General features: G+C 72.5%; 17 protein-coding genes, 1 tRNA gene and 1 pseudogene. 5 read left to right on the top strand and 14 right to left on the bottom strand.

What is annotated here, in order from left to right:
* The coding region (locus AB7J25_RS06135) for an ABC transporter substrate-binding protein (protein ID WP_428505948.1) at window positions 1-443 on the top strand (443 nt) is incomplete at its 5' end.
* Between the two features lie 54 nt (window positions 444-497).
* On the opposite strand, the gene AB7J25_RS06130 is transcribed toward AB7J25_RS06135, so the two are convergent.
* The 5 genes from AB7J25_RS06130 to AB7J25_RS06110 form a co-directional block, all read right to left on the bottom strand.
* Window positions 498-935 carry a helix-turn-helix domain-containing protein gene (locus AB7J25_RS06130; RefSeq protein WP_428505946.1) on the bottom strand — a complete coding sequence of 146 codons (438 nt, stop codon included), beginning with the start codon at window positions 933-935 and terminating at the stop codon, window positions 498-500.
* A gap of 146 nt (window positions 936-1,081) precedes the next feature.
* On the bottom strand, window positions 1,082-1,588 hold the full coding sequence (locus AB7J25_RS06125) for a hypothetical protein (protein WP_428505944.1): 507 nt from the start codon (window positions 1,586-1,588) through the stop codon (window positions 1,082-1,084).
* 433 nt (window positions 1,589-2,021) lie between these two features.
* Window positions 2,022-2,465, bottom strand: coding sequence for an Hsp20/alpha crystallin family protein (locus tag AB7J25_RS06120; RefSeq protein ID WP_428505942.1), 444 nt, complete (start codon window positions 2,463-2,465; stop codon window positions 2,022-2,024).
* A 158-nt stretch (window positions 2,466-2,623) separates the two neighbouring features.
* Window positions 2,624-3,538, bottom strand: a complete 915-nt coding sequence (locus tag AB7J25_RS06115) for a helix-turn-helix domain-containing protein (protein WP_428505940.1) — start codon at window positions 3,536-3,538, stop codon at window positions 2,624-2,626.
* Window positions 3,539-3,619: 81 nt separating this feature from the next.
* Complete coding sequence (locus AB7J25_RS06110; protein WP_428505938.1) at window positions 3,620-4,153, bottom strand: antibiotic biosynthesis monooxygenase family protein; 534 nt, start codon at window positions 4,151-4,153, stop codon at window positions 3,620-3,622.
* A gap of 186 nt (window positions 4,154-4,339) precedes the next feature.
* Here AB7J25_RS06110 and AB7J25_RS06105 point away from each other — a divergent pair, with 186 nt between their 5' ends.
* The gene (locus AB7J25_RS06105; protein ID WP_428505936.1) at window positions 4,340-5,770 is read left to right on the top strand and encodes a PLP-dependent aminotransferase family protein; all 1,431 of its coding nucleotides are present in this window, start codon (window positions 4,340-4,342) and stop codon (window positions 5,768-5,770) included.
* A 37-nt stretch (window positions 5,771-5,807) separates the two neighbouring features.
* Here the strand turns inward: AB7J25_RS06105 and AB7J25_RS06100 are convergent, their stop codons facing one another.
* The 3 genes from AB7J25_RS06100 to AB7J25_RS06090 all read right to left on the bottom strand — a co-directional run bounded on the left by AB7J25_RS06100 (window position 5,808) and on the right by AB7J25_RS06090 (window position 9,644).
* Window positions 5,808-7,427: an MFS transporter gene (locus AB7J25_RS06100; RefSeq protein ID WP_428505934.1), complete on the bottom strand. Its 1,620-nt coding sequence runs from the start codon at window positions 7,425-7,427 to the stop codon at window positions 5,808-5,810.
* A 345-nt stretch (window positions 7,428-7,772) separates the two neighbouring features.
* Window positions 7,773-9,257 (bottom strand): DUF2252 domain-containing protein, encoded by a 1,485-nt coding sequence (locus tag AB7J25_RS06095; RefSeq protein WP_428505932.1) that lies wholly within the window; start codon window positions 9,255-9,257, stop codon window positions 7,773-7,775.
* A 252-nt stretch (window positions 9,258-9,509) separates the two neighbouring features.
* Window positions 9,510-9,644 carry a hypothetical protein gene (locus tag AB7J25_RS06090; RefSeq protein ID WP_428505930.1) on the bottom strand — a complete coding sequence of 45 codons (135 nt, stop codon included), beginning with the start codon at window positions 9,642-9,644 and terminating at the stop codon, window positions 9,510-9,512.
* Between the two features lie 56 nt (window positions 9,645-9,700).
* Here AB7J25_RS06090 and AB7J25_RS06085 point away from each other — a divergent pair, with 56 nt between their 5' ends.
* Window positions 9,701-9,955, top strand: coding sequence for an alpha/beta fold hydrolase (locus AB7J25_RS06085; RefSeq protein WP_428505928.1), 255 nt, complete (start codon window positions 9,701-9,703; stop codon window positions 9,953-9,955).
* Window positions 9,956-10,061: 106 nt separating this feature from the next.
* On the opposite strand, the gene AB7J25_RS06080 is transcribed toward AB7J25_RS06085, so the two are convergent.
* The 4 genes from AB7J25_RS06080 to glp form a co-directional block, all read right to left on the bottom strand.
* A tRNA-Ala gene (locus AB7J25_RS06080) sits at window positions 10,062-10,134 on the bottom strand.
* 47 nt (window positions 10,135-10,181) lie between these two features.
* Window positions 10,182-11,654 carry a divisome protein SepX/GlpR gene (sepX, locus tag AB7J25_RS06075; protein ID WP_428505926.1) on the bottom strand — a complete coding sequence of 491 codons (1,473 nt, stop codon included), beginning with the start codon at window positions 11,652-11,654 and terminating at the stop codon, window positions 10,182-10,184.
* A 148-nt stretch (window positions 11,655-11,802) separates the two neighbouring features.
* Window positions 11,803-12,465: a GNAT family N-acetyltransferase gene (locus AB7J25_RS06070; RefSeq protein WP_428505924.1), complete on the bottom strand. Its 663-nt coding sequence runs from the start codon at window positions 12,463-12,465 to the stop codon at window positions 11,803-11,805.
* Between the two features lie 8 nt (window positions 12,466-12,473).
* On the bottom strand, window positions 12,474-13,697 hold the full coding sequence (glp, locus tag AB7J25_RS06065; RefSeq protein ID WP_428505922.1) for a molybdotransferase-like divisome protein Glp: 1,224 nt from the start codon (window positions 13,695-13,697) through the stop codon (window positions 12,474-12,476).
* A gap of 463 nt (window positions 13,698-14,160) precedes the next feature.
* Between glp and AB7J25_RS06060 the strand changes: the two genes are divergently transcribed.
* Both AB7J25_RS06060 and AB7J25_RS06055 read left to right on the top strand, forming a co-directional pair.
* The gene (locus AB7J25_RS06060; RefSeq protein WP_428505920.1) at window positions 14,161-14,748 is read left to right on the top strand and encodes a 5-formyltetrahydrofolate cyclo-ligase; all 588 of its coding nucleotides are present in this window, start codon (window positions 14,161-14,163) and stop codon (window positions 14,746-14,748) included.
* 15 nt (window positions 14,749-14,763) lie between these two features.
* Window positions 14,764-14,883, top strand: a pseudogene (locus tag AB7J25_RS06055) (FmdB family zinc ribbon protein); the annotation flags it as partial.
* Window positions 14,884-14,945: 62 nt separating this feature from the next.
* Here AB7J25_RS06055 and AB7J25_RS06050 read toward each other — a convergent pair.
* Both AB7J25_RS06050 and AB7J25_RS06045 read right to left on the bottom strand, forming a co-directional pair.
* Complete coding sequence (locus tag AB7J25_RS06050) at window positions 14,946-15,140, bottom strand: hypothetical protein (RefSeq protein ID WP_428506099.1); 195 nt, start codon at window positions 15,138-15,140, stop codon at window positions 14,946-14,948.
* An 84-nt stretch (window positions 15,141-15,224) separates the two neighbouring features.
* A partial coding sequence (locus tag AB7J25_RS06045) for an ATP-binding cassette domain-containing protein (protein WP_428505918.1) occupies window positions 15,225-15,781 on the bottom strand: 557 nt, incomplete at its 5' end.

The raw sequence follows: 15,781 nt of genomic DNA, 5'->3' as shown, positions 1-15,781 counted from the left end.
TCGTGCTCGCCCTGGATGTGGTTCCGGTCGCGACCCGCGAGTGGTTCGACGGCTACGACGACTTCCCCTGGGTCAAGGAGGCGACCGGCGGAAAAGTCCTCCCCACCCTCGGCGGAGACGGGATCGACTACGAGTCGATCGCCACGGCGAAACCCGACGTCATCTTCGCCGTCTACGAGACGATCGACAGGCCGACGTACGACCGGCTGTCCCAGATCGCACCCACGGTGATCCAGCCCGACGACCACCCGGACGAGGAGACCCCGTGGGACGTCCAGCTGCTGCTCACCGGCAAGGCTGGGCAAGGAGCGTTCGACTCCCACCTGAGTGGCGCGCTGTCCTGCAGCGGACCGGAAGCCCTGCTGTACGCACTGGACCGGTTGGTGCCGCAGCTGGCCAACGCCGTCAACGGGAGGCCGGTCGCCGACCTGTCCCACGCCTGATCGCGAAGGGTCCCACCGACGTGTCCGGGCGCCGTGACCCGGCGGGCGTCCGGCTCATGTGGCGCGGGACCCGGGCCGCTCCTGCAGCACCTCGAGGCGGGCCTGGGCGTCGCGCAGGTCGGCGCGGGTGCTCTCCAGCTCGGTGCGGGCGCTCTCGAGCTCGCTGCGGGTGAGCGCGTGGGCGTCGTCGGACTCCCGGCGGAGGGTGTCACTCGCGACGAGCTCGCCCTCCAGGCCGCTGATCGTGTACGCCGAGGCGAGCGGATGGCCGGCGTCGAGCAGTTCGCGCAGCCGGGCGGCGAGGGCGAGCTGGCGCCGGCTGTACCGCCGGTGCCCGCCGCCCGTGCGGTGCGGGTGCAGGACGCCCGCGCTGTCCAGGCTGCGCAGGAAGCCGGGCTGGACGCCGAGGAGCTCGGCGGCCTGTCCCATGGTGACCGCCGGGTAGTCCTCGTCGTCCAGCCTGCCGAGATCGTTGCTCACGTGCCGAGCCATCCGTTCGTCCTCACTCTCCGAGGTCCGATCATCCGCCTCCCGGTTTCGTGTGTCGCTGCCATGGTCCTCGACCGTCCGGTGCCTGTCGGCGGACCGGCCGGCCGGTATCGGTGAAGTCAGTTCGCGGGTCGGGTCGCGGCCGGCCGTCAGTCGTCGCGCCCGCGGCCGGCGGCGAGCGGTGCGCGGTCGGCCGGGGGTGGCCCGCCCGCGGCCGAGGTGGCCGGAGCAGTGCCGTCCCGTGACGGCGCGACCTGTCGGGTCGGGGCGTCGTGTGCCGCGGCGGTGGTGAAGGGCGTGAAGCCGAAGTGGACGTCGCCTGCCGCGGCGCGGTCCGGGCCGCCGTGCCGGCGAGCGACGTCGGCCCGGACGACACCCGCGGCGTCGACGGCGTCGAGCTGCGCCAGCAGCCGGGCCAGCGCGACCGGAGCGCCGCGCGGCGGCGCGTCGGCCTGGGCGAGGGTGCGGTGCAGCGGCCCGGTGCGCCAGCCGTCGGCGTCGCCGCTCCCGACCGGCGTGCCGGTGGCGACGTCGAACAGCCACCGGGACGGCTTGCCCGCGATCTCCGGGGTCTGGTGCAGCGTCATCTCGGTGACCTGGTCCGCCCGGACCAGGCTGCCGTCGAGGGCCTGCACCCACACGTTCGCCAGGCTCATGTCTCTCCTCCCCGTCGGGCCCGGCCGCGCCCGGCGCGATGTCCGCGCCGGGCGACGTGGCCGGGCTTCCTGCGATGTGCCGGTGCTCGAACCGATTCCCACCTCCCTCGTCGGTCGTCTCCTGTCAACGCCGGGTGCCGGGGGACCCCGCGGTGCACGGAGGGGATCGTGCCCGTGCCGACCATCTGCGGCCGTGCGGATACCCGCGGTTCGTCGCGTGTCGGGTCCGCGGGCGACGCGGCACCGAGTCGGCTCGGTCGTGGACCATGGCGACACGTGGCCGCGGCGGGATCCGCCGTGGCGCGGGCGCACCGAGCGACTCGGCGGTCGGCGACTCGGCGATCAGCTCGGCCACGATCGCGGTGAACGCGACGTCCACCCGTGTGCGTTCGGTCTCCGGGAGCGCCATCTCCACAGGCATGGCCGCACCCGATCAGGCGTCGATCGCTTCCCGGCCAGCGCCCTCGGTGGCGATGGCGATGGTGCGCGGCTTGGCCCTCTCCGCCACTGGGATGCGGAGGGTGAGGACGCCGCGCTCGTAGGCGGCCTGGATGTGATCGGTGTCGAGGGCGTCGCCGAGAAACAGCTGACGGGAGAACACGCCCAGCGGCCGCTCCGCCACCTGCAGCTCGATGTGCTCGTCGCGCGGCGCCGGCCGGCGTTCGGCCCGTACCGTCAGCACGTTGCGCTCCACCGACAGCTCGACCCCCTTCGGGTCGACGCCGGGGAGATCGAACTCGACGACGAACTCGTCACCGTGCCGGTAGGCGTCCATCGCCATGGCTGCGGGGCGCGACCAGGTGCCTCCGGAGGCAGCGGCGAGAGTGTGCTGCGCGAGCCGGTCCAGCTCGCGGAACGGGTCGGTGCGCATCAGCATCGCGAACACTCCTTCCCATCGACGACTTCCTGCGATGCCCTCCACCCTCTCGTCCTGGATCCTCCAACTAGAGGGTGGAATATCTGCAGTATAGACAGCAGATTTATTGGCTTGCAACCCTAAATTTTCTGCAGTCATCGATCCGCTCGGAGGGCTCGTCAGCGCCCCACATGGTGCAGCCGGTACTGCCGAGGGCTCAGCCCGAACCGGTTCGCGAACTCACGGCTGAAGTAGGACGCGCTGGTGAAGCCGTGCCTCGAGGCGATCTGGCCGATCGGTACGCGAGCGGCGTGCGGGGAGCACAGCGCACGTCGGCACGCCGCGAGACGCCGGCTCTTGATCCAGGCCCCGACGGTCAGGCCGTTGCGGGTGAAGAGCCGGTGCAGCGTGCGCGTGGAGATGAAGAACTCCCGGGCGATGCGGTCCGCGTCCAGGTCCGGGTCGGCCAGTTTGCCTTCGATGAAGGTGGTGACCGTGCGTAGCAGGCCCCCGTCGGAGCGCGCCCGATCGTCGTCGCCGCGTGCCTCGGCGGCGGCGATGATCGCCATCTCCGCGATCTCGCCCGCCAGCCGGACCGAGCACGCCGGGGAGAGCGTCGGTGCACCGCGGTCGGAGAGCTGCCGGATCATCGGCGCGAGAAGGGTGCCGACGCACGATCGCCCGGCCACCGTGACCGCCGTCAGCTTCTGCGCGTCGGTATCGGCGAGGGCGACGCTCGGCCGCGGCCAGGTGCACACCCGCAGCTGCCGTGCGCCCTCGAACGCCCAGATGAACGGCCGCGTGGTGTGGTAGAGGGCGAACCCGCCGTCGGTGACCACGCAGGTGCGGCCGTCCTGGTGCAGGTGGCCGGTGCCCTGCTCGACGAGCCCCAGTGCCCACACGTCGTCGACCTCCGCCGCGGCCGTCGAGGGCGGCCGCACGAACCGCTGCGGGGTGGAGGTGACCGTCGAGACCTGCAGGTGGCCGACGTGGTGGGAGAGGACCGTCCCGCGGAGGTCGTCGGCGTCGCGGGGCGTGATGTCGAGCGCGACGAAGCGTTGCCTGATGATGTCCGACCAGCCGTTCAGCGTCACCGGGGATGCGCCGGCCTGACCGCCGCGCGTCGGCCCGGCCCCGCCGGCGGTCCTGCCGCCGCGGGGGGCCGAGCAGCAGCCTCATCCGGCAGGTACCGGTTCCCCCAGCTGCCGGGTCGCCGGTTCCGCGCCGTTCGCGTCCCCTGGCGTATCGGGCACGACGTCCTTGAAGACCGCGAAGCTGGAGGGCTGCTCGGTCAGGTAGGGGAAGTGGAAGCCGCACTTCGGGCACTGCTCGCGCAACGTCGCCTGCTCCTGAGCGAGATCGTAGGCCTTGTCCTGCAGCTCGTTGCAGCACGGACAGATCCGCAGGAGCCGCGTGCCGACGAGCTCGAAGTTGGTGATGATGTCTTCCATGATCGCGCCGTTGGCGGCCCAGGCCTTGGCGTGCTTGTGGTAGGTGTCCATGTGCCAGTCCCGCAGCGCCTGCTTGCTGGTCCAGAAGCTGCACTCGTTGAACCACGTGGGGTCGTCGGGGTGCTCCCACCAGGTCAGGTGCAGGAAGCCGGGCAGCTTCATCAGGTGGTGGCGGGTGTCGGCGAAGACGACCTTGAACTTCTCGTAGGCATCGGGGCTGGAGAACCTGACACGCTGCATGCTCAGGTAGATCGGCATGGGTCGACTCCTGTTCGGTGGGAGCCGGCCTCTCACGCGGGACTCGTGGGTCGCGGCCGGCTGGTTCCCGAAGGTAACGGCAGGATCGGGGTCCACCAGAGCCAATCGTCCGAGGACCAGGGGTGCCACGTGACATCTGCTCGCAACACGCCCGGACGCGGTGGGGCCAATTCGCAACGAGGTGGGGTGCCCGCCTACAAGGAGCTGTACGAGCAGCTGCGCACGAGCATCCTCACCGGCCAGCTCGCCGCCGGGGCGCAGCTGCCGCCCAGCCGCACGCTCGCCACGGAGGCGGGGACGTCGCGCAACACGGTCCTCGCCGCGTTCGAGCAGCTCCGCGCCGAGGGCTACATCACCGGCAGGCAGGGGTCGGGCACGTTCGTCGCGCAGATCCTGCCCGAACAGCTCCTGTCGGCCGAGAAGCCGTCGAGGCGGTCGCGCAGGGGCGGGTCGACGGCGAAGCTGTCGGCCCGCGGGGAACGCCTGGCGATGGTCCGGCGCGTGCCGATCCCGTCGGTGCTCGGGCACGAGCCCCGCGGCACGTCGTTCCTCATCGGTCTGCCGGCGCTCGACGCGTTCCCGTTCGACACCTGGGCGAAGCTGTACGCCGAGCGGTTCCGCAGGTCCGCCCCCCAGCTGATGCGCTACGACGACGTCGCAGGCTACCGCCCGCTGCGCGAGGCGATCGCCTCCTCCATCGGCACGGCCCGCGGCATCCGGTGCACCGCCGACCAGGTCGTCGTCACCACCGGATCGCAGCAGGCGCTCGAGTTCTGCGCGCGTATCCTGCTGGATCCGGGCGACGCAGCCTGGCTGGAGGACCCGGGGTACCTCGGTGCGCGCGCCGCCCTCGTGTCCGCCGGCGCGCGGATCGTGCCGGTTCCCGTCGACCGCGACGGGCTCGACGTCGCGGCGGGCATCGCGCTGGAGCCGCACGCCCGCCTCGCCGCGGTGACCCCGTCACACCAGTTCCCGCTCGGTCACACCATGACGCTGGACCGGCGGCTGGCGCTGATCGCCTGGGCCAAACGGCACGACTCCTGGATCCTCGAGGACGACTACGACGCCGAGTTCCGCTACCGCGGCCGTCCGCAGGCCGCGCTGATGGCCATCGATCCCCACCATCGCGTCGTCTACGCCGGGACCTTCAGCAAGGTGCTGTTCCCCGGGCTGCGACTGGGCTACCTCATCACTCCGCCGGACCTCGTCGACGGGTTCCTCGCCGCCCACCTCAGCACCGACATGCACGCCCACCTCATCGACCAGGCCGTGGTCGCCGACTTCATCGAGCGCGGCCACCTCGTCCGCCACCTGCGCCGCATGCGCGTCCTGCACCAGGAGCGCCAGCACGAGCTGCTCCGGCAGGCCGACCGTCTCGCGGGGACGCTCGACCTGTCGCCTTCGGACGGCGGCCTGCACCTCGTGGGCCGCCTCGCGGAGGGCCGTGACGACCGGGCGGTCGCCAAGCGCGCGCTCCGCCACGGCGTGCACGTCTGGCCGCTGTCCACGCACTACCTCGGGCCCCGCCAGGAGACCGCCCTGCTGATGGGATACGCGGGAACGACCGCCGAGGACATGCGGCAGGGTTTCGCCGTCCTGGAGCGGGTGTTGCGCTGAGCTGCGCTCGTGCGGCCCGGCTGCCGGCCGGACCGGTTCAGGAGCCCGGCGCGGATCCCGGTGGATGCGTGGGGATCCGGCGCGCCGGGATCACCCCGATCAGCGCGATCAACGCGAGGACCGTCAGCGCCGCCTTCAGCCCGTCGAGGCGGGCCTGCGCGTTCACCTCCGTCGCCGCGGCCGCCACGTCCGGCGGGACCCCGGCCTCGGCGAGAGCGGTCTGCAGGTCCGCATCGGAGATGAACGGCGCACCGCCGGCCAGCTGCACGTCGGCCTGCGTCTTGACCTGCTCCGGAATGGCCGGGTTCTCCTGGACGCCGGTCAGGAACGACGCCGTGAGCGCGCTGATGAGGATCGACCCCGCGAGCGCCGTGCCGACGGCCGCCCCCAGGTTGGTCCCGGTGTTCTGCAGCCCGCCCACCTCCGCGCTCAGCTCGTCCGGCACCGCCGAGACGGTCACCGCGCCGAGCTGGGACGCGAGCGCCCCGATGCCGAGGCCGGCGAGCAGCAGCGGCACCGTCACGATCGTCGCATCGGCGGTCACGTCGAACGCGGTCAGCAGCACGACGATGCCGAGGAACATGGCGATCAGGCCGAGCCGCACGATCCGCCGCGGCGATGCGGCGGGGAGGAACCGGGGGATGCCCACCGCGGCGATCAGCAGCGTGATCGACAGCGGCAGGATCCGGATACCGGTCTCCAGCGCTGTCAGGCCCAACGAGACCGACAGGTACAGCGGGATCGTGAAGAACAGCCCGGCCTGGACGAGGAACAGCACGAAGAACATCAGCAGGCCGCCGCTCATCTGGCGGTTGGCGAACAACGACGGCTTCACCAACGGTTCGAGGCCGGCCTCCTCCATCCGCGACGCCCGATCGAAGAACAGCCACATCACCGCGAGCCCGGCGAGGACGAACCAGACCGTGAGGGAGAGGCCCAGCAGGGCCGGGGCCCCGACCCGTGGCGTGACCCATCCCCAGTCCGACGAGCGCAGGACACCGAGGACGGCCAACCCGAGCCCCAGCCCGTTGAGCAGCGCCCCGACCACGTCGAAACCGACGCGCTGCTCGGGCGGCGCGTCCTGGACCCGTCGGGCCAGCAGGAGGATCGCGATCACGAGCACGACCTCGCCCGCGAATACCCACCGCCAGGAGAAGAACGTCGTGGCGAAGCCGCCGATCAGCGGTCCGACGGCCACCGCGATCGCCCCCGCGCCCATCACGAGGCCGTAGGCGCGCGGCCGTCCCTTGGGCGGGTAGTTCCCGGCCACGAGCGCGACGATCGCCGGCAGGATCAGGGCCGCACCGACGCCCTCCAGCACGGACCAACCGATGATCAGGACGGGCAGGTTCGGCGCGAGCGAGGTGGTCAGCGAGCCGATGCCGTAGATGATGCAGCCGATGGAGAACGCGCGCCGCCTCCCGATGATGGAACCGACCTTCCCGCCCGGCACCATCAGCACGGCCATCACGAGCGTGTACAGGGTGATCGCCGCCTGGATGCCGCTCACCGTCGTACCCACGTCCTTGGCCACGGTCGCGATGGCCACGTTCATGACGGAGGTGTCGAGCGTCATCAGGAACTGGCCGGTGGCCAGCGTGAGCAGTACACCGCCTGCGGCCCGACCGACGTCGGCCGTCCGTGATTCTCCGCTCATACGACGCGTCAGCCCTTCCTGCAGGTCCGTTCGCTTGGCGCACCGTGGAGCACCGGAAGGTCGCCGTCGCCATCCGATGTGGGCGATTCCGACCCCGGTCGGCGCGGCCGTCGCAGCCGGACCGGGCCCCGCCGGTACCGGAGCCGATACTCACCACCATCCCTTCCGTCGCGCCCACGTCAGCAGCGCGAGGGACATCGCCGCCATCACGACGAGGAGGATGACGAGCGCGGGAACGTTCGTGGCGTCTCCTCGCCGTCATGACGGCCATGTCGACGATGCTGCTGGTCTGGACCCGCCGCAAAGGCTGGTGGTGACCGACGACCCGCGTCGGCTCGCGACCTTTCAGACGCCCTCGACGGCCTGCAGCCGACCGGATCGAACAGCCTCCACGAACTCCCCGTAGTCCTGCTCGTTCTGGTCGGCATAGCGTTGCGAGAAGTCGGTGATCGCGCGGTCGAATGTGTCGTCATCGCCCAGGTAGGTGGAGATCGCGATCGGATCTCCGGAGCGGGCATGCGCCCGTGCCAGGGTCCATCCGCAGACGCGCGCGTAATAGGTGAGCCCGAACGGTGCCATCTCCTCGACGACAGCCGAACCCTTCATGTCGCGCAACTGCCGCCAGTAGAAGTTGCGGTTCACGTCGCGCCCTCTGGTCCACCCCAGGAAGATGTCGCTGGCCGCCTGCATCATCCGTTGGCCCTGCACGACACGCTCGCCGTGCTGCCGGTACCGGCTCTTCGGAAGGTGATCCTCCAACACCGAGGCGGTTGCCTCCTTGACCTGCAGGAACAGCGGATCCCCCGCGTCACGCCCCTGAAGCAGGGCGATGAAGGCACGGGTACCGACGCTGCCGACCCCCACGACCTTGCGAGCCGTGTCGACGACCCTGAAGCGCTCCAGCAGCTTCCGCCGGTCGTCCTGCAGGGTCCTCCGGTACGCCCGCAGCTGATCGCGGACGGTCTGGCCGACCTCGTCCGCCGACATGTCGTACGTCGCGCCGAGGTCGCGCTCGGGAATGATGATCGGTGGCTGGCTGACGATCCGATACTGACCGTCCACCAACTCGCCGAGTTTGGACAACGCCTGCAGGCTGTCGCGGGTGCGTGCCTTCTCGCGGGTCTTCTCCGCCCTCCGCTCCGCCCGCCGGGCGGCCTTGGCCTCCTTCTCCACCTTGCCCTTCGACTCCGCGCGTCCGCCCTTCTTGGTCTTCGCCTCGTCCTCCATTCCGGTGACCGTCGCCCGGATCCCGCGCATGAGCTCGTCCTCGTCCAGGTGGGCATACCAGATGTCCATCGTTCGCATGCCCGCGAACTCCGCCATGGCCTCCCGGTAGGCCGTCACCGCCGCCATCGTCGCCAGCCGCGTGTCCGCCTTCGAGAACCCGTTGTTGCGGGCGGCGATCGTGAAGCTGGCCACCATGCGTTTCACGTCGAACTCGAACGGGCCCGGCAACGTCTCGTCGAAGTCGTTCAGATCGAACAACAGCCGCCTCTCCGGCGACGCGAACACCCCGAAGTTGGACAGGTGGGCGTCGCCGCACAACTGCACGACGAGCCCCGCGGTCGGGGTACCGTCCAGGTCCGCGGCCATGATCTTGGCCGCCCCCCGGTAGAAGGTGAACGGCGAGACCATCATCCGGCCGTGGCGCACCGGTACGAGATCGGGCTCACGCGTGAGGTTCTGCGCCTCGAGCAGGGCCACCGGATCCGGGCGATCCGTGGCGGGTCGCCAGCCGGAGTGGCTGGAAGCCGGGGTCAGATCCCGGGCCGCCAGCCCCCTGGCGGTCCGCTCGTCGAGACTCGGATGATCGACACGTGTCTGGGGCACCCGACCCACCTCCATTCGGACCTCGACCACCGGAGTCGAGCAACCCGACGGCCACTCCGGGATCGTGGGACATCGGCCGGCACCGCCAACAGCCCGGTGCGGAACGTAAGGCCGGCATCGCCGCGCGGGCCTCACCCGTGCCGGGCGAACAGTCCGACCCCGCGTCGGCGACTCCCGCTCGGCCGATCGGTCCCGAGCTCCCGCCCTCGCGGACGACGCGTCGCCGGCGTCGGCCATCCCGACGATGGCGGCTCAGTGCCGGATGCCGGCCTCGACCAGCAGCGGCAGGATGCGCTCCTGGAACATCGGCAGCTCGGCGTTCGGGTCGATGAGACCCATGATCATGCCGCCCATCCCGGCCTCATGACCCAGCTCATCAGCCGTCACGTGCGACGTTGGCCCAACACTGGATCGCGTTCGGCGGCACCGACAGCACGCGCGAGATGCCCCGGTTCCTGCGCTACATCCCGGAGCGATACGAGCGCACCGACCGACTCGTCAGTGCGATCGAGACGAGCCGCGTCGCGCAAAGGTTCATATGGGGCGACAGCGATCCGATCTCGGGCAGTGCGCAGTCGGAACGGATCCAGCAGCGCTTCGGCCCGAGCGTCGATCTCGTCTCGTTCGCCGACTGCTCGCACTATCCGCACACCGAGCGTCCGGACGACGTCGTACAGGAGATGCTGCGACCTTGGTGACGCGGGCGGACGGCGGTCGTCGCCCCACTCAGCGCCGCGGTCCCCGAGCGGGCCCCACGGAAGATCAAATAGATCGTCAACGACAGGGAAGCCGGATGAGAATGGGTGGAGCTGAGGGGAATCGAACCCCTGACCTACTCGATGCGAACGAGTCGCGCTACCAACTGCGCCACAGCCCCTGATGCCCGGCGGTCTCCCGTCCGGCGGAGACGACCTTAGCAGCCGCTCACTGGCCGACCGCGCGCCGGTACCGCCACGGGGCGCTGCGGTCGAGCGAGGGCAGTTCGGGGTCCAGGTCGTCGACCTGCAGGGGCGCCGTGCCGGACGGCAGCGGCAGCGGCGGGGCCGGGCGGAGCCGGGGAAGGGCGGGGACGTCCTCGGCGGCGTCAGCCCGGTTCGCGTCTCCGCTGGGATCGGGCGCGCGCTCCCCGCCGTCCCCGCCGTCAAGCGCCTTCGGTGCGCCGTCGGCCTGCTCCGGGCCGTCTGCGGCGCCGCCCGCCCGGCCGGGGTGCGCTGCGACACCGATGCCGAGATCGCGTACCCGGGGATCGTCGCGCATTCCCGGGTGGGTGGCGTCGTCGACGTGGTCGATCGCGCGGGCCCCGATCGAGTCCTGTCCGCGAGCCTGGTCGTCGTCGGTCCCGACCTCCGCGTTCCCGCGAGCGCCCGCCATCCGGGCGGCCCGCCGCGCGCGGATGGCCTCCTCCATGCGGACCAGGCGACGCAGGTGCACGAGGTATCCGACGAGCACCAGGTCGACGGCGCCGTGCGCCCACCACAGCGGCGTGCCGAGGAACGCGGCCGCGACGGCCGTCGCGACGACCGCCACCAGCAGCGCGAGCACCATCCGCTGCCGGAACGCGTACTTCGCCCGGGCCGCCCGCGCCGCGGCGGCGGGATCGAACCCGCCACGGCCCGGCCGGTAACGGGCCCCGGGCTCCCGGATGGGACGGCCGTTCGGGTCGCGGTCCCAGCCGGCCCGGGCGACGTCGGCCGGCCCGTCCGATCGCGGGGAACCGGGCTCGTCGGCGTCGTCCGTGGCCGTTCCCGCCGGCTGTGCCGCGACGAGCTCGGTGGCCCCGTCCGCGCGCAGAGCGATCGGCCCGTCCGGCCGCGCGGGCCCCGAGCCCGGATCGGACGTCGCGGCGGGGCTGTCGGCGGTGCCGGTGTCCTCGTCCGCGTCGCCCCCGGCGGTTGCGCTCCCGACGACGGCCGGCTCGCCGGGCTCGATCCCGGCGTCCACGTCGACGGTGACGGTACCGTCCGCGGTGCCGTCCACGGCCGTGGCGGCGGCCTCCGCATCGGGCACGGCGTCCGCGCTCTCGGCACGGTCCCCAACCTCCGCATCGGGCACGGCCTCCGCATCGGGCACGGCGTCCTCGGGCCCCGAGGCACCGTCCACGTACGCGTCCGGACCGTCGCCAGCATCGGATCCGCCGTCGGACCCGGCCGCGGCGGCCCGGGGATCGGGCACCACCACGTCGGCAGCGGTGATCGGTTCGGTGTCGGGCACGGCGTCCACCTCCTCGCCCCGTCGCCGGGCGGGTCCGGCGGCCGTGGGAGGTCGCCGCCGGAGGACCCGCCCGGAGAGCGCGGCCGTGGTCGGACGGGGCACCTCCTGACGGCGCCGGGCGACCGTCGGGACGAGGATGAGCAGCCACAGGACCACCAGTCCCGCGAAGATCAGCGAGCTGGGCACGGCCGCCTCCTCCCCGTACCGCGCGGCTCCCCCGCCGTCCGGACGGAGATCACACCCGTTCGCCCCACGCTAACGAGAGGCGGGCGGCCGATGGTGCAGCGACGCGCCGTGGCGGCAGAACCACGTGCCGGCGTGTCGGGGCGAGCCGTCATGCCCGCTCGGCGTGCCCGGTGTCCACGATCCGCCCGACGAAGCCCGTCGGGGGCTGCTCCTCGGCGGTGAGCGCGTAGACGAGATGGTCGCGCCACGCACCGTCGACGTCGAGGTAGCGGCGGAACAGGCCCTCCTCCCGGAACCCGAGCTTGGCGAGGACACGGCGGCTGGCGGCGTTCTCGGGACGGACGGTCGCCTCGAGGCGGTGCAGGCCGACGTCGCCGAAGCAGTGGTCGACGACGAGCGCCACCGCGGCGGTCGTGATCCCGCCGCCCGCGAGCCGGGCGTCGCACCAGTAGCCGACATACGCCGACAGCAGGGGTTCCCGGATGACGTTGCCGACCATGACGTGCCCGGCGAGCCCCCCGTCGAGGGTGATCGCGAAGGGCAGGGCCTGGCCGCGGCGGGCGGCGGCACGCAGCTGGAACCAGCGCGGCGGCCACTCGCCGGCGGAGTTGCGCAGGGCCCACGAACCCGGGGCGGTCGGCTCCCAGGGCTTCAGGTGGCCCTCGGAGCGGATGCGGATGGACGACCAGGTCGAGCCGTCGCGCAGCCACACCGGCCGCAGCGCGACGAGGCCCGCACGGACCCGCAGCGGCCCGAGCCGCGCCGGCCACCCCGGGTGCCGGCCCGGTCGGTCCGGCACCGTGTACGCCACGGAACGATTCAACGCGGTGCGGGCAGGAACGTGACGGACACCCTCTCGTCGAGCCCCGCCTCGGTGACGTGCTCGGGCAGCACGATCAGAGCGTTCGCCTCCGTGAGTGAGGACAGCAGCTGCCCGCCGGACGTGACGAGCGGCTGGGCGAGGTACTCACCGGTGCTCTGCTCGCGCAGCAGCCGCCCCCACAGGTGACCGCGCCGCCCGGGCACGGACGTGACGGGCGAGAGCAGCTGCGCGGTCATGGTGCGGCGGTGCACGGGCAGGCCGAGCGCGGTGCGCAGCAGCGGCCGGACCAACACCTCGAACAGCAGCAGCGCTGTGGCGGGGTGGTTCGGGAAGAGGAAGGTGGGCACGCCGTCCGGGCCGAGGCGGCCGAAGCCCTGGCAGGAGCCGGGGTGCATGGCGACGCGGGTGGCGTCGAGGCTGCCGAGGCTCGCGAGAGCGGCCTGGATCTCCGCGGCGGTGCGCCCACCCGCTGCCCCGCAGACGACGAGGACGTCGCTGAACGGGAGCCGGTCGGCGATCGCGGCCGCGGCGGCGCGTGGCTCCCCGCCGACGACGGCGGCGCGGGCGGTCTCGGCACCCGCCTCCCGGGCGGCCGCGGAGAGGGCGTGGGCGCTGGCGTCGGCGACCTGGCCCGGCCCGGGAGTGCGCCCCGGTTCGACGAGCTCGTCGCCGACGGACAGCACCGAGACCCGCGGGCGCGGGTACACGAGCACCTTGTCGCGTCCGGCGGCAGCGAGCAGGCCCACCTGCACGGCGTCGATGACCGCATCCCGCCGCACGACGACGTCGCCGGGCTGGACGTCCTCGCCGATGCGGCGCACCCAGCCCGCCGACGGCACGACGCGGTGCACGGCGAGCTTCGCGTTGCCCTCGTCGGTGAACGCCAGCGGGACGACGGCGTCGGCGAGGGTCGGCAGCGGCGCACCAGTGGCGACCTGGACGGCCTGGCCGGGCTGGAGCCGGTGCGGTTGGCGGGACCCCGCGGGAATCTCGCCGACGACCGGCAGCACGGCGGGATCGTCGTCGGTGGCACCGACGAGGTCGACGCTGCGCACGGCGTAGCCGTCGACCGCGGCCTGGTCGAAGCCGGGCAGCGCGCGCGGCGCGACGACCTCCTCGGCACAGCGCAGCCCGCCGGCCTCGGAGATGGCGACCCGGACCGGTGCCGGGCGGACCGCGGCGGCCAGGACCCGCGCGAGCTGCTCGTCGACCGACCGCATCACCGCATCAGCCGCCGTCCATCCGCGCCGCGGGCCGTTCCCGCAGCTCAGGGGCACGGTCGGGGCCCTCGAGCCGCTGACCGGATCCGCGGGAACCCATCCACGCCTGCCACCGGGCAGCGCCCGTCACGCGGATTGCGGGCGCAGATCGGCCGACGACGGGCACCGAGTGCGACGGCGCCTGCCCCGACGCCACCGTGGCCGGGATCCGTGTGCCGAGTCCGGCGGCCGGGACCATCGCGGATCGGAACGGCCGGTCAGCCTGGGCGGACGGGTCGCTCATGGTGGTCGAGCCTATCGGCGCGCTGCGGCGGGCCGATGGCGGCGCGCGCGAATCGCGGTGCCGGCCACGCCCGGCGGACACCAGCCGGGTGACGCTGTGTCACCGCGCGAATCCGATGAGGGACACTTCACTGTGCCACGACATGATCTCCCGCAGAAGGTGGTGGATGGAGGCCCCGGCGTGACGGTGCGCGACGACAAGAAGCAATGGCGGCTGCAGTTGCGGGCCGGGCGGCGAGCCCAGCCCCGGGAACTGCGCGCGGCCCGGGGCTGCGCACTCGTCCGCGCGGTGGTGCGGCTCGCGGACGAGCACGCGGCGGGCCGCCCGGTCTGCGCCTACATGCCCGTCGGCACCGAGCCCGCGTGGGCGGCGGGCCTCGACGCGCTGCGGGCCGCAGGCCACGAGGTCCTCCTCCCGATCGTCCCGGTGCTGCCCGGCCCGCTGGACTGGGCCTGCTACGAGGGGCCGGACTCCCTCGGCCCCGGCCCGATCGGGCTGCGTGAGCCGACCGGCACGCGGCTGGGGGTCGAGGCCGTCGCCCGCGCGCGGCTCGTGCTCGTCCCGGGGCTCGCCGTCGACCGCAGCGGCGTGCGGCTCGGGCAGGGCGCCGGGTACTACGACATGACGCTCTCGCTCGCCGCTCCCGACGCCTTCCTCGTCGTGGTGCTCAACGACGAGGAGCTGGTGGAGTCGCTGCCGGGCGAGCCGCACGACCATCGCGTACACGCCGCGCTGCTCGCCGACGCCGGACTCGTCGCTCTGGGGTAAGCTGGCACTCTCTGTGTGAGAGTGCCAGTTCTGGAGGATCTCGTGCCGACCTACCAGTACGCCTGCAAGGACTGCGGCCACCGCTTCGAGGCCGTGCAGTCCTTCGCCGACGCGTCGTTGACGGAATGCCCGCAGTGCTCGGGCGGCCTGCGCAAGGTGTTCTCGTCGGTCGGGATCGTCTTCAAGGGAAGCGGCTTCTACCGCACCGACTCCCGCTCCGGCTCCACCACTGTCGGGGCGAAGGGCGGGAGCTCGTCCTCCGACGCGGGCTCCTCGGGTTCGTCGGGCGCCTCGTCGGACTCCGGCGGCTCCTCCTCGAACTCCTCGAACTCCTCGTCGGACTCGTCGCCGAGCAGCAGCTCATCGAGCAGCTCGTCGACGGCGAAAGCCACGAGCAGCGCATCCTGAGACGCGGCCGGGCGGGCGCCCCACAAGGGGGCGGCCGCCCCGGTCTGCGGTGGCGATCGGGCTGCTGATCAGGCCACCGCGGGCGGCGGCTCGGCCGCCCCGGTCATGATCGCCACGGCTTCGGACATCGTGTGCGACTGGGGCGTGATCACCGTCGCCCGCCGCCCGAGCCGCTGGATGTGGATCCGGTCGGCGATCTCGAACACGTGCGGCATGTTGTGGCTGATGAGGATCACCGGCAGGCCGCGGTCCCGGACGTCCCGGATGAGCTGCAGCACCCGGTTGCCCTCCTTCACGCCGAGCGCGGCCGTGGGCTCGTCGAGGATCACGACCTTGCTGCCGAACGCCGCCGAACGGGCGACCGCGACGGCCTGGCGCTGACCGCCGGAGAGGCTTTCGACGGCCTGGCCGATGTTCTGCAGCGTGCCCACGCCCAGCTCGCTCATGTGGCGGGAGGCCTCCGAGCGCATGTGCTTCTTGTCGAGCATCCGGAACACGGAGCCGAGGATGCCCGGCTTGCGCTCCTCGCGGCCCAGGAACAGGTTGTCCGCGATGTCGAGCCCGGGCGAGACCGCGAGCGTCTGGTAGACGGTCTCGATGCCGGCCCGGCGGGCGTCCATCGGGT

Origin of the sequence: Pseudonocardia sp., assembly GCF_050246655.1 — a bacterium.
Taxonomy (GTDB): domain Bacteria; phylum Actinomycetota; class Actinomycetes; order Mycobacteriales; family Pseudonocardiaceae; genus Pseudonocardia.
Note: the sequence above shows the minus strand (reverse complement) of the source record. Positions and strands in the feature narration are given on the sequence as shown.